This window comes from Burkholderia sp. Tr-20390 (assembly GCF_017104595.1).
GTDB lineage: Bacteria > Pseudomonadota > Gammaproteobacteria > Burkholderiales > Burkholderiaceae > Burkholderia.
Genome location: NZ_JAAGPC010000024.1, coordinates 24,993 through 38,599, shown reverse-complemented (window position 1 = coordinate 38,599; position 13,607 = coordinate 24,993). Strand labels below are relative to the sequence as shown.

The following is a 13,607-nucleotide window of genomic DNA, read 5'->3' as shown; positions in this document are numbered from 1 at the left end:
GGCGCGATTTTAGCTCAATTGAAATGGCGGATGTCGCGGTCATAAAATCTACGCGTCGAGCCTGAGAGCGACGCCACGAGCGGCTTCCGCCAACCACTCGCACGGAGAAAATGACGATGCGCCTGCCGGTTTTTTCCCCTCCCGCGATGCGGGAGAGTGGGCCCTCACGACCGCGCGTGCTGTGGCTGTCGTGCGTTGCGCATGCCATGCACGATGGCTATACGGACATGATCTACGCGTTGCTACCGGTCTGGCAGTCGGACTTCGGGCTGGACTTTGCGGCCCTGGCCATCCTGCGCGGCGTCTATGCGGGCACGATGGCAACGCTGCAGCTGCCCTCGGGACGTCTCGCGCAACGTCTGGGCAGTCGCGCCACCCTCGCGATCGGCACGTTGCTCGCCGCGCTTGGCTATGCGTTCGCGGGCATGTCGGGCGGCCTGCTCGGTTTGAGTGTGGCGCTGGCGATTTCGGGCGGCGGATCCAGCACGCAGCATCCGATCGCCTCGGGCGCCATCTCCCGCACCTACGGGCGTGATGCGAGAGGTCCACTGAGCGTTTACAACTTCTCCGGCGATCTGGGAAAATCCGCGCTGCCGGCGGCCATTTCGCTGCTCGTGACCATGATGCCCTGGCGTCACGCGCTCTGGATCGTCTCCGGATTGGGCTTCGTCGTTGCCGCGGTCATCGCCGTCTCGTTTCCTGATGTGCCGCGCGACGCCGGGAAGCCGGCGGTAAAGGCGCAATCGTCCGCTCAGCGCAGCAGCGCCTGGGGAGGCGGATTCTCGGCCCTGTTTTCCATCGGCGTGCTTGATACGGCCGTACGCATGGGACTGCTTACATTTTTGCCCTTCCTGCTGACGGCGAAGGGCGTCTCGCCTCAAATGGTGGGAACGGCACTCGCGCTTGTTTTCATGGGTGGGGCGGCCGGCAAGTTCATGTGTGGCTGGATTGGCGCACGGATGGGGGTGGTGCGTACGGTGCTGCTCACGGAGGGCGGCACGGCTGCGTGCATCGTGGCGGTGATGTATCTCCCGTTGGGGCCCAGCATGGTGCTGCTGCCGATTCTGGGCATGATGCTCAACGGCACGTCCTCCGTGCTGTACGGAACCGTTCCGGAGATGTCCGCGCCCGAGCGCACCGAGCGTGCATTCGCACTGTTCTACACGGGGACGATTGCATCGGGCGCGATATCGCCCGTTCTCTACGGGTTCCTGGGTGACAGCATCGGCGTGCATGGCGCCACCTATGCCACCGCGTTGACTGCCCTGGCGATTTTTCCGCTTGCCCTCGCACTGCGCCCGCATCTGACAGATGACCATACAGGATGAACACGATGACACAGTCTGACTACCCAACCGTCGCCCTCGTCGGTCCGGGGGCAATCGGAACGACCGTAGCTGCAGCCCTTCATGAAGTCGGCCGCACGCCGGTGATCTGTGGCCGCTCGGCGTGCGAGCGGCTGGTGTTGCGCTTTGACGGTGGCGAGATCGTCGTGCCTGGGCCCGTATTGACTGATCCGCAAGCGGTCAAGGAAAAGTTCGATCTGGTGTTCGTTGCGGTCAAGTCGACGCAGGTGGCAAGCGCGGCGCCGTGGGTCTCCGCGCTTTGCGGTGCGAATACCGTTGTCTGCGTGCTGCAAAACGGCGTCGAGCAAAAAACCACTTTCGCACCGCATGCAGGCGGCGCTGCAGTCGTGCCATCGATCGTCTGGTTTCCAGCGCAACGCGAATCGGGTTCGTCAGTGTGGCTGCGAGGCGAACCTCGGCTTACCTTGCCCGATACACCGGCGAGCAGCGTGGTGGTCTCGGCTTTGAGCGGCACGCGATGCTCGGTCGAGGTGGCGGAAGATTTCACCTCGCTCGCATGGCGGAAGCTGTTGCAGAACGCAGCGGCGGGACTCATGGTGCTGACCGGCCGCCGCGCCGGCATGTTCTCGCGAAGCGACATCATCGGACTGTCACTCGCCTACCTGCGGGAATGTCTCGAGGTCGCCCGTGCCGAGGGCGCGAAGCTGGGCGATGACGTGCCGCAGGAGATCGTCGAAGGGTTCCGTCGCGCGCCGCCCGATTTAGGTACGTCCATTCTTGCCGACCGGCAGGGTAACCGCCCCCTCGAATGGGACTGCCGGAATGGCGTTGTGCAGCGGTATGGACAATCTCACGGCATTCCGACGCCGATCAGCGATCTGGTCGTGCCGCTTCTCGCGGCCGCCAGCGACGGTCCCGGCTAGTAGCAAGGAAGTCGGTATCCGGCCCGACCGATAACGGACGGGCGATCCGAGCGGCCCGGGCCGAAGCTACCGCGTCAAGCAATACAAAACATCGGGACAGCCCTCCTCATTCCTGCTCCCATCGCTGTATTCAACCGCAACGAACCCATGCCGCTCATAAAACGCAGCGGCATCGCGATTCATCTGGAACGTATGGAGCTGGAGCTTGCCAACCGTCTGCGACTTCACCGATTCCAGGAGGGAAGACCCGATCCCTCGTCGCTTGAATTCGGGGCACACATACAACTGGTCGAGCCACGCCACGCCGTCGGTGACAACGTGCGCGGCCATGCCGACGATGCGGTCATCGTTCACGGCAACGGTGACGTTGCCCGACGGCACAAGCATGTTGGCCACCCAATCGCGGACGGCGGCTTCGGAATGCGCGAGCGGCGCATAGGATGCCAGCGTGTCGCGCGACCGTAGATAGACTTCAGCCACCTCTGCGGCATCAGCGGCAATCGCTCGACGCAAGATCAAGGGCATGTATCTCCCGCTCCGAAATCGTCAAAAGGTGCACCACGATAGCAGCACGGAATCGACCTTCCAAGATCGCGGAAGCATGCCGCTGAAACCGGCGAGGCCGGAAGTTCAGTGCGACGTATCGAGTGTGCGGTACAGCGAACCGGCAGCGAGATCCCGTCACCGGTTCGCTGCTTCATTCCGGGATTCGCAGGCTCCGACATTCCCGTATCGTCTGTCCGATGCGCCTGTTTCGCAGTAGCCGTTTCTTTCGGAATCCTTCCAGACATGCCTGTCGCTCGACGATCAGTCACAGCTTCGTGCGCGATCGCCGGGTGTCGCCAGCGTCACGATGACGTTGTGCCGCACGCCGTGACTGCTCGATGACGGGTGAGCATCCCGCTCGTTGGCCCGACTGTGTCGGGCTTTTCTTGCTCGGTCGCGCAGGGGATGCCGGCGACGGCTGCGTGTGGCAACATCGCGGTGATTTCGACGTTCCATCCGGGTGCCGGCAGACCCATCTATCCGAGGGGGAGTCATGTTTGACCATGTCAAATTCGGCGTGACCGACTTTGCAGCGAGCAAGGCGTTTTTCCTGAGCGCACTCGAGCCGCTTGGCGTCGTGGTGCAGGGCGAGGGCGAGCCGTCGTACGGCATCGAGATCTCTCCGCCGGGCAAGCCTTCGTTGTGCCTGTTCCAGACGACGGAGAAACCGGCGCACCTTCACATCGCGTTCGTGGCCGACAACCGGCAGCAAGTCGACGCGTTCTATCGCGCGGCGCTGGCGGCAGGCGGGAAGGACCATGGCGCGCCGGGGCTGCGGCCGCACTATCACGCGAATTACTACGCGGCGTTCGTCATCGGGCCGGATGGGCACAATATCGAGGTGGTGTGCCATCAGGCGCAGGGGTGATCTGCGCAAGCGCGTGGAACGCGGCGATCAATGAAACGTCCATCTCACGCACTGAAGAACCTCGCGCTATCTCGTGAACCGCCCCGATGGGCGCCATATCGGCGGATCGCCGGCCGCAACCGCTCATTCGACAGAACCGGCCGGATCATCGACAATTCGCGCCTATCAAAACATGAGAGAAGAGGGCAGGTGCATGCGCGGGTTCCGTAAAACGCTTGGGGTGATCCTGGGCTTTTCCGTCGTTGGCGTCACCGGCGTTCAAGCCGCTTCCAGCGAACTCGCCTTCCCCCGTTTCACCCAGGTGGAGGGCCGAACGGACGCCGACGGCCTCCCGCTGTCCGGCGTGAAACTCTGCGTGCTCCCCGACCGTGCGCCATGCTTCGAGATGCCGCCCGCGCCGCTGCCCAATTCGCCGAAGGAGCTTTACCAGTTCGGACTGACGCCAAGGTCCGAGCGGCTGCCGATTGCGTCGGGTGGCTCGTGGGTGTTCTTCTCGGGAATGTTCTCGGGCGGCGGCAGTGGGATGCTGGAGCGCGTGGCGATCCTGCGTTATGGCGCGAACGGCAAGATCGAGAACCTGATGCCGGAAGTCACCCAGACGGAGCTGGCCGACCGCGCGATGTGGAAGGTGCCGGACGTGTCGTCCTATCCGGTGTTCGTTCGGGCCGATTATGTGTGGGGCAAGGGCGAAAGTCATTTCGAAGCGCACCTGTTCGACGTCGATGCGTGGGTGTTCGATCCCGTTACCAACCAGTACAAGAAGCGGTTGTCCTACCGCACGACCAAACGCTATGACCGCGGCGAAGGCTCGGACCATGTGTTGACTTCCGAGCGTGCAGAAATTCTGCGGCGCCTCGCGGCCAGCAAGTAGCCCGGGGCCGGTGGCGCACCGGGAAGCCGTCGAGACGCACGACGGGTTTCGGCGGATCCGGCAGCCCGTTCAACGCAGGTGTGGCTCGCGAAACCCTACCGCTGCGCGTCCCCATAAGTCTCCCTGCACACCCCGCGCAGCGCCTCGACGAGCAGATCCCGCGCCGGCGAGCGCGAATCGGCGGCGCGGGTAAACAGCGCGATGGGCGGAAGCGTCCACACCAGCGAGTACGGCACGATCGCCACGCCGGCGATCCGCACCAGTTCTTCCGCGATATCGGCCGGCACGATCGACACGGCCTCGTCGCTCGACGCGATCATCTCGCCGATCAGCTTGGATGAATAACTCTCGACGATCGGAACGGGCGGCGCGATGCCGGCCGACAGGAACAGGTCGGTCACCTGTTCCCGCATCGGCGTATGCGGCGCGCCGAGAATCCAGTCGAGCGCGTGCAGCTTGTGCCAGTCGAGCGCGGTGCGGGCCAGTTTCGCGGCAAGGCGCCGGCTCGCGATCATGCGCGGCTGCTGCTGGTACAGCACTTCGAAGGAGACCTGGCCCAGGTCGATCGCCGACGAGGCCCGCCCGATCACGATGTCGACGCCGTGGTCCCTGAGCTGCAGCAGCAGCTGATCGCTGGTGCCTTCGTGAATCGTCACGGTCAGGCGCCGTTCCATGCGCGCCTGCAGCCGCTTGAGCGCCGCCGACAGCATCTGCCCGGAAATGAACGGAATCACGCCGATGTGCAGGTGGGCCGCATGGCCGGCGGCGACGGCCTCCATCTCGCGGGCGAGGTGGTCGAGATCCTTGATCATCGCCTTCGCCCGCTCGAGCACGACCGCGCCGAGCGCGGTGGGCCGCATGCCGCGCGACGAGCGCTCGAACAGCGGCGTGCCGAACATGCTCTCCAGCTCGGACAGCGCATTGGTCACGGCGGGCTGGCTGCTGGCCATGTGCTCCGCGACGCGCGTCAGCGACCCGTGCTGCTGGATCTGCAGCAACAGCACCAGGTGCCGCATCTTCAAGCGGGCGCCCAGCCGCCTGACCACGTCGTTTGCGTCAAAAGTCATTGACTGGTCACGTATCCATCATGAAAAAGTGATGGACCGATATTAAAACAGAATCAACACCTTATGGCGGATCCCTAGAATCCCCTTCATGGATCGCGCCGGGACTGGCCTGGCGCCCGTGCCCGGATCGAAAAACATGAAACAGACTGAGACACAGCAGCAGGCAGCATTCGACTATCACGAATTTCCGACGCCGGGAAAGATCTCGGTCGTCGCCAGCAAGCCGCTCGTGACCCAGCGCGATCTCGCGCTGGCGTACACGCCGGGCGTGGCGGGCGTGTGCGAGGCCATCGCCGCCGATCCGCTGCAGGCGCACCGGTTCACGAGCCGCGGCAACCTGGTGGGCGTGATCACGAACGGCACGGCCGTGCTCGGCCTGGGCAACATCGGCCCGCTCGCGTCGAAGCCGGTGATGGAAGGCAAGGCGGTGCTGTTCAAGAAGTTCGCGGGGATCGACGTCTTCGACATCGAGATCAACGAAACCGATCCGGACAAGCTGGTCGACATCATCGCCGGCCTCGAGCCGACCTTCGGCGGCATCAACCTCGAGGACATCAAGGCGCCCGAGTGCTTCACGGTCGAGCAGAAGCTGCGTGACCGCATGAAGATCCCCGTCTTCCACGACGACCAGCACGGCACCGCCATCACCGTCTCCGCCGCGTTCATCAACGGGTTGAAGGTCGTCGGGAAATCGATTTCGGAAGTGAAGGTCGTGACGTCGGGGGCTGGCGCCGCGGCGCTGGCCTGTCTGGACCTGCTGGTCGACCTCGGGCTGCCGGTTGAAAACGTCTGGGTGACCGACATCGAGGGCGTCGTCTATCGCGGCCGCACCACGCTGATGGACCCGGCGAAGTCGCGCTTCGCGCAGGACACCGACGCGCGCAAGCTGGCCGACGTGATCGGCGGCGCGGACGTGTTCCTGGGCCTGTCGGTCGGCGGCATCCTGAGCGCCGAGATGCTGAAGGCGATGGCGCCGCGCCCGCTGATTCTCGCACTGGCCAATCCCACGCCGGAAATATTCCCGGAACTGGCGCATGCGACGCGCGACGACGTCGTGATCGCGACGGGCCGCTCGGACTACCCGAACCAGGTCAACAACGTCCTCTGCTTCCCGTACATCTTCCGCGGCGCGCTGGACGTGGGCGCGACGACGATCACCCGCGAAATGGAGATCGCCGCCGTTCACGCGATCGCGGGGCTGGCCGAGGAAGAGCAGAACGAAGTCGTCGCGGCGGCCTACGGGGCGTACGACGTGGCGTTCGGCGCGCAATACCTGATTCCGAAGCCGTTCGACCCGCGCCTGATCGTCCGTATCGCGCCGGCCGTGGCGAAGGCGGCGATGGACGGCGGCGTGGCGAAGCGCCCGCTGACCGATCTCGACGCGTACGTCGAGCAACTGCAGCAATTCGTCTACCACTCCGGTGCATTCATGAAGCCGCTGTTCGCGACGGCGCGCCGGCTGGTGCGCGACGGCGGCAAGGCGCGGATCGTCTTCACCGAAGGCGAGGACGAGCGCGTGCTGCGCGCGGTGCAGGTGATCGTCGACGAGAAGCTGGCGCGGCCGATCCTGGTCGGGCGCCCCGAGGTACTGCTGGCGCGCATCGAGCGATTCGGCCTGCGGATCCGGCTCGGCCAGGATGTCGAGGTGACCAATCCCGAGTATGACGAGCGCTTCCCGCAGTACTGGACGAAGTACTGGGAGCTGCGCTGCCGGGATGGCATCTCGAAGGAAATGGCGCGGGTCGAGATGCGGCGCCGCCTGACGCTGATCGGCGCGATGATGGTGCGGCTCGGCGATGCGGACGGGATGATCTGCGGGACGGTGGGCGAGTATCACAACCACCTGCGGTTCGTGGACGAGGTGATCGGGAAGAAGCCGGGGGCGTCGACCTATGCGGCGATGAACATCCTGTTGCTCGACCAGCGGACGGTCGCGCTGGTGGATACGCACGTCAACGACAATCCCGACGCGGAGCAGATCGCGGAATTCACGATTGCCGCGGCGCGCCAGATGGAATGGCTGAACCTGACGCCGAAAGCGGCGCTGCTGTCGCGGTCGAACTTCGGGTCGGGGAGCGCGGCGTCGGGCGTGAAGATGCGCCGGGCGCTGGAGATCGTCCGGGAGCAGGCGCCGGATATCGAGGCGGACGGCGAGATGCATGGCGACTGCGCGCTCGACGAGGGCTTGCGGTCGAAGCTGCTGCCGATGTCGCCGCTGAAGGGCGCTGCCAACCTGCTGGTTTGCCCGAACGTGGATGCGGGGAATATCGCGTACAACCTGCTCAAGACCGAGGCGGGCAGCAACGTGGCGGTGGGGCCGTTCCTGCTGGGCGTCAACGCGCCGGTGAATATCCTGACGTCGAGCGCGACGGTGCGCCGGATCGTCAACATGGCGGCGCTGACGGTGATCGAGGCGAATCGCAACGCGTCTGCCTGAGCAGGCAACGAAGGCGCCGCGTAGCGGAATCCGGGTGGTAGCGGGTTCCGCTATCCGGTCGCCTGAATGAACTGGGGGCGTGGGTGGTTCGTGTCGCTGAGCCGCGTGTGTCAGGGGCGACTGGCTGCGGCTAGCTTCGGGCGTCGGCAATCGTTTGCACGCAGCCACCCGCACCTCGGTTTTACCCTGAGACGCACCCGCCGCCGCCTCTCCCGGCACCGGCTTCTCGCGCCGATGCTGCAGTGCATTTAATAAGTATCACGTAACAACTTGCCCGGCGCGACATCCTGCCGCATCCACTTTTGATACCGATCCTAACGATCTTTTTAGGGCTCGCCACTTTCAATATCATCCGATAATTACCTTTTATTTTCGTCTAAAATCGCGCTTCTTCTTACTTTAGGACGGAAAGCGTTTTGAAAAGACTGACGAAAAATCTCTCGCGCACGGCCATCGCCGCATGCGTCGCTTATGCCGGGCTCCTGCCTTTATCCCGGCCCGCTGAAGCCCAGGTCGAACCTCTGAAGAATCCCGTCTACGGCGTGACCCTCGACGACCTGACCAAGCTGGACGCGATCGTCGCGTCGCTGCAGAACCTGCCGTACAAGCCCACCGTGCGTGTCGTGTTCGATCCGGGTACGTCGGCCGCCGACTACTACGCACCGCTGCTGCGCCTGCACGCCGTCGCGTACGTGATGGGCGAAGTCTACGATTCTTACTATTTCCCGACGGATCTCGCCACGTACAAGGCCAGGACGCAGGAACTGGTGTCGCAGTTGAAGAACACGGTCGACGTCTGGGAGATCGCGAACGAAATCAACGGCGAATGGCTGCGTAACGACCCGAGCGGGACGAACAGCGTGGTCAACGCGCAAGAGCAGCAGATCGGCCAGATGGTCGCGGCAGCCAACCAGATCGTCAAATCGAACGGCGGCAAGACGGCCATCACGCTGTACTACAACGACGACAGCAAGGGCACCAACTGCTGGGAGAAGCCGCAGGATTACTGGAAGACGTGGCCGACCACCTTCCTGTCGTCGACGGTCCGCCAGCAAGCCGACTACGCGCTGTTCAGCTACTACCCGTACCAGGATTGCCCGGGGCTGAATCCGACGTGGAAGAACGATTTCGCGGCGCTGGAAAGCATCTTCCCGAACGCGAAGGTCGGCTTCGGCGAAATCGGCACCTCGGATACCGCCGCGCCGGCGTCGGTGCAGCAGAACCTGATCAAGACGTACTACCCGATGGTCAACAGCATGACCGATCCGCGTTTCATCGGCGGATTCTTCTGGTGGAACTACGCCGAGCAGATGGTTCCGTATTCGACGAGCTCGTACTTCCAGCTGTTGCGTCAAACGATCCTTCCGCTCAAGGCGCCCAACTAAGCGAAAAGCGCCATCCATGAGCAAGCGTCAGCGTCGCTGTTAGAACCACAATGTCGCGCGTACCACGAGACCACGTGCGCGTGCCGCTGACGTCAACCCGAACCGGTATTGCACCGTGACATCCAGATAGCTTGCCGGCGCGCTATATCGGCCTTCGCGAAACCAGTACCGAAACTGGATGCCGGGCCCGGCACCGATCGCCGTCTTGTCCGGTTGCCGATTGTCGTGATCGCCGGCCACCGCGGCGTGCGGGTAGATGGTCAGCCGATCGCTGATCATCGGCAAACGCCAGGTGTGCCCGTAACGCAACTCCGAATAAATGATGTATCGCCCCGCGCTGATGAAGTAAGCGCCTTCAACGTAGGCCTGCCAGCTGCGCCAGCTCGGCTCGGTGACCCTCAGGTCGGTCCCGCCTTCCGACGAATAACCCAGGCGCATCAGCCAGTCCGTCATCGACTGGCTGCCGACGTGGAACAGCCGCTCGGCGGTCAGCACGACGTTCTGGTCGGGCAGCGGCTTGTAGCGCGCGCCCACCGAACCCTGCACGGTCGGCAGCCCGGTCGTGTTGCCCGATCCGTCGTAGGCCGTGCCGTAGCCGCGCACGAAGAACTGGAAGATGCGGCCGTTCTGATAGCCGATCTTCGGCGGCTGCCAATACACTTCCACACCCGGCTGCAGCACGCTGATGGTGCCTTGTGGGCCGAACGCGGCCGACTGGTACGGCGCGCTCAGGACGAAACCCCAGCTGCGCTGAAGCTGCTCGACCTCCCGCCGATAGCCGAACTTGTGTTGCGCATCGAAGGTGTGTTCGTTTTCGTCGGCATCGAGGCTGTGCTCGAACAGGTCGATGGACTCCTGGTTCAGCCCGATCCGCTTGGCGGCGTAGCCCGCGTCCGCGTAGTTCATCGCATTGCCGGCACCGCCGGAAAATCCCGCCTGGAATGCGTCGAGCGCCTCGCGATCCTTGTGGTCGCGCAGCAGGTCATAGGCATCCTGCAACTTCTGTTGCGCGGTATTGTCGACCGGCGCCTCGGCGGCCTGATCGTCCAGCCGCGCCTGCGCCGCGATCGACGCGGCCATGTTGCGCTCGCCTTCGGTCGTCGCGTCGCTGGCCGCCAGGTCGGCCATGCGGATGGCGGTGTCGCGGTCGCCTGCCTGCAGGCTCATCTGCGCGATGCGCACCTGGACCACGGCCGATTTTTCATCGGCCAGCGGCGCCAGCGCGATGCCGGCCTCATGCGGAAGCTTCGCCGCGAGCGCGCTGTCCGACCAGGCGAGACGCAGGTTGCGCTGCTGTTCCTTGCTCCATTTCCCGGTCGCGACGGCGGCCGCGAAATCGCTGCACGCAACGTCGTAGCGCATCTGCCGCTGCGCCAGGTAGCCATGCTGCGCGCGTACCGCCGCACTCTTCGGAAAACGAACGATCAGCGATTCCACCATCGAATCCGCTTCGTCGACTTTTCCTTCCCGTCTGTATACGTCGACGAGCAGCAGCCCGAGCTGTTCGCTTCCGGGCTGAAGCTTGATGGCGCGCGACGCATACACTTCCGCGAGGGGCAGGTCGCCGGCATTGATTGCCTTGTAGGCGCTGTCGGCGAGCTTGTAGGCCTTGGGCGTCAGTTGCTGCGCGGCGGCTGCCGGCGCCTGCCAGGCCAGCGACACGGCGATCGCCAGTGCGCTCAACCGTGCGCAGCGCTTGACGCTGGCCGCGATCGGGAGTTTCGAATGCTTCATGCCTGTTCTCCCGACGGTTTCTGCGCGGGAGCGCCTTGCTGCGCGGCCGGGTCGCCGTCGCGCAGGCGCGTGAGTTCGACGAAGCGCGAGTGCCGGGCGAGCTCGGCGGTAATCTCCGTGTCGCAGGCAATGAAATAGGCCACCTTCGCCCGGGCGCCGCGCCGCACGACGTCCTGTTCGTCCGGCGACAGCGGCCGCCCGACCGCGATGTTCAACGTGCCGTCGTCCGCGGTCGAGAAGGGGACGGCGCGATACGCGTACTGCAGCTCGAATGCCAGCGAATCCGCGAAGTGGCCCACCGCGACGTTGCCGAGGCTCACGCGGGGCAGCTCGGCCTGCTCGGCGATCGCATCCGCCAGCGATTCGGCGGATATCGCGCAGCCTTCGACCAGCAGTTCCCCGAGCCGTCTGCCGCAGGTCAGCTGCTTCTCCAGGCTCGCCTGCAATTGCTCCAGTGTCACCACGCCCCAGCCGACCAGGATCTCGCCGACTTTCAGGCGCACTTTCCCGAGCGCTTCGTTCGACAGATAGGTATGACTGGTCTTGTCCCATGCTATGGGCTTGCCGGTCGCCAGGTGGCGGATATAGATGCGCCACGCGCGGCACACCGCGTAGAAGTTGATCAGGTTGTTGACGAACATCCGCGGAATCGAGAGCAGCCCCTGGGTCGGGCCGTTCAGCTTGCTGACGAAATGGAAGCGCTGCCCGGCGCGTGCAAACAGCATCGCGGTGTTGATCCACAGCAGTGGTGCGACCCAGTCGGCCGCCATGACGAGCGAGGCGCCGTTCGGGATGACATGGCCGGCTCTCTGGAGCGCGCCCAGCAGCAGGAAGTTGAGCAGCACGCCATAGGCAACGACCGAAAACAGCGAGGTCACGATGCCCTTGCGATCGTGGAAGAACATGTATCGGGTGAGCAGGTTGCCTTTCCAGCCGAGTTGCTCCCATCCCTGAAACGCAATGCCGAGGATCCAGCGCGTGCGCTGACGGTACGCGGTACGGAATGTTTTCGGAAAGTACTCGCGCGTGGCCAGCAGGTTTCGGCTGACGACGCCACCCTGCGCGCGCTCGTTGGTGTCATCGCGCGCGATCCCCGTCAGCGGAATGCACGCGAAGGTTTCCTTCATCCCCAGGTCTCTCAACCGGAAGCTGAAGTCGTAATCCTCGGTCAGCGAACTGGTGTTGAACGGAGAGCCGTTGCGTTCCTTCATCGCCGCTTCGATCGAGCGCCTGCTGTAGCACGACGCCACGCCCGCGCCCGGGACGACGCCGGTCAGCCGGGCGCGCACCGGCACGTCCTTCTGGTGCGTTTCGCTGAAGTCGTCGAGGTAGCAGCCGGCGACGAACTCGTTCCATTTCCGCGGCAACGACAGCACGGGAAGCTGGACCAGGTCGCTGTCCGCCACCGCGTGGTTGAGGTACTTGAGCTCGACCGGATGAATGACGTCCTCGCAGTCGTGCATGACGACGCCCGCGAACTGGATGTGATGGACCGATTCGTAACGCAGGATGGCTTCGACGATCCAGTTCAGGCAGTCCGCCTTGCAGGTCGGCCCGTCGTTCATCACGGTCGCGCGCGTGACCCGGCCCGGATACCGGCGGACCATGCGTTCGACCTCGGCCGTGGTTTCCGCATCGTTGTGATAGGTGCCGACGAATATCACGTAGCGCTCGTACTCGAGCGTCGCCAACGTGTTTTCGATCATCTTGGCGATCACGTCATATTCTTTCCACGCCGGCACCATCAGCGCCAGATGCCGCTCTTCCAGCGCGCGCAGCATGCCGATATCGATCGTTTGCGATTTTTCGCGGCGCAGGATACGCCCGATTTCAAAGGACCAATAGCAGGCATCCAGCGTGAGGTCATCCAGTGTGCTGACCAGGATGACGATTGCGGTCACAATGGTGACGATGTTAAGCGCATATAAATACGCACTCCAAACCATGTTGTCCATCATCTTTCCCGCGCTGTTATCTTTTATTTGATTATTTCCCCTCGTACCGACGCAAGACGAAACGTTCATTCGCCCTCGTCGCCCCGTCACGTCCACTGCGTGGTGTGCGCCACGCGAATGCCTGCCGCTCGAAAAAGCGCGCGCCGCGCGCGCTTCGTCGATGCAGCCACGTCACATCGCGAGCGATGCAACGTGTTCAGTGGATGACTTTTGGACAGCCCATTTCCGCCTGCCTGCCTCCGTCACTGCATCCTTCAACGCTCGCAGCCGCTCTCCGCCCGGCGCGCGCGCATGGCTCCCCGCGCATCGACTTCGCAACACAGTGCTCATGTAGCAAGTCGTGCGCCATCGCCGTGCGACCCTTGACGTTGCGGGCGTCGCGAACCGCCGCACAGGATCGGCCCGCCGAATCCGAGCCAAATGTTTCAGTGCTGAAACACGCCGTAGATCGACCGGATGACACATCGTTTTCAGACCCTCGGCACGTGCGCGGCTGGCGGCCCTCGAAAATCGT

At 64.0% G+C, this 13,607-nt stretch carries 10 protein-coding genes; 6 read left to right on the top strand and 4 right to left on the bottom strand.

Annotated elements, in window-relative coordinates; translation table 11 throughout:
- Window positions 1-116: 116 nt before the first annotated feature.
- Together G3N98_RS09720 and G3N98_RS09715 are read left to right on the top strand one after the other, a co-directional pair.
- Window positions 117-1,328 (top strand): MFS transporter, encoded by a 1,212-nt coding sequence (locus G3N98_RS09720; protein WP_206148055.1) that lies wholly within the window; start codon window positions 117-119, stop codon window positions 1,326-1,328.
- Window positions 1,329-1,333: 5 nt separating this feature from the next.
- Complete coding sequence (locus G3N98_RS09715) at window positions 1,334-2,230, top strand: oxidoreductase (RefSeq protein WP_206148034.1); 897 nt, start codon at window positions 1,334-1,336, stop codon at window positions 2,228-2,230.
- A 66-nt stretch (window positions 2,231-2,296) separates the two neighbouring features.
- Here G3N98_RS09715 and G3N98_RS09710 read toward each other — a convergent pair whose 3' ends face one another.
- Complete coding sequence (locus G3N98_RS09710; protein ID WP_206148033.1) at window positions 2,297-2,755, bottom strand: GNAT family N-acetyltransferase; 459 nt, start codon at window positions 2,753-2,755, stop codon at window positions 2,297-2,299.
- Between the two features lie 514 nt (window positions 2,756-3,269).
- Between G3N98_RS09710 and G3N98_RS09705 the strand changes: the two genes are divergently transcribed.
- Window positions 3,270-3,644, top strand: coding sequence for a VOC family protein (locus tag G3N98_RS09705; RefSeq protein ID WP_089428338.1), 375 nt, complete (start codon window positions 3,270-3,272; stop codon window positions 3,642-3,644).
- 193 nt (window positions 3,645-3,837) lie between these two features.
- Window positions 3,838-4,515: a hypothetical protein gene (locus tag G3N98_RS09700; protein WP_206148054.1), complete on the top strand. Its 678-nt coding sequence runs from the start codon at window positions 3,838-3,840 to the stop codon at window positions 4,513-4,515.
- A gap of 95 nt (window positions 4,516-4,610) precedes the next feature.
- On the opposite strand, the gene G3N98_RS09695 is transcribed toward G3N98_RS09700, so the two are convergent.
- Window positions 4,611-5,582 carry a LysR substrate-binding domain-containing protein gene (locus G3N98_RS09695; protein ID WP_206148032.1) on the bottom strand — a complete coding sequence of 324 codons (972 nt, stop codon included), beginning with the start codon at window positions 5,580-5,582 and terminating at the stop codon, window positions 4,611-4,613.
- Window positions 5,583-5,718: 136 nt separating this feature from the next.
- Here G3N98_RS09695 and G3N98_RS09690 point away from each other — a divergent pair, with 136 nt between their 5' ends.
- Together G3N98_RS09690 and G3N98_RS09685 are read left to right on the top strand one after the other, a co-directional pair.
- Window positions 5,719-8,019, top strand: a complete 2,301-nt coding sequence (locus G3N98_RS09690) for an NADP-dependent malic enzyme (protein ID WP_089474140.1) — start codon at window positions 5,719-5,721, stop codon at window positions 8,017-8,019.
- Window positions 8,020-8,501: 482 nt separating this feature from the next.
- Window positions 8,502-9,404 (top strand): hypothetical protein, encoded by a 903-nt coding sequence (locus G3N98_RS09685; RefSeq protein WP_241025835.1) that lies wholly within the window; start codon window positions 8,502-8,504, stop codon window positions 9,402-9,404.
- A 39-nt stretch (window positions 9,405-9,443) separates the two neighbouring features.
- Here G3N98_RS09685 and G3N98_RS09680 read toward each other — a convergent pair whose 3' ends face one another.
- Window positions 9,444-11,138, bottom strand: coding sequence for a bacteriophage N4 adsorption protein A (locus tag G3N98_RS09680; RefSeq protein ID WP_206148031.1), 1,695 nt, complete (start codon window positions 11,136-11,138; stop codon window positions 9,444-9,446).
- Entirely contained in the window at window positions 11,135-13,093 is a 1,959-nt protein-coding gene (locus G3N98_RS09675) for a glycosyl transferase family protein (protein WP_241025830.1), read from the bottom strand. The genes G3N98_RS09680 and G3N98_RS09675 overlap by 4 nt, the downstream gene beginning before the upstream one ends.
- Window positions 13,094-13,607: the final 514 nt, after the last annotated feature.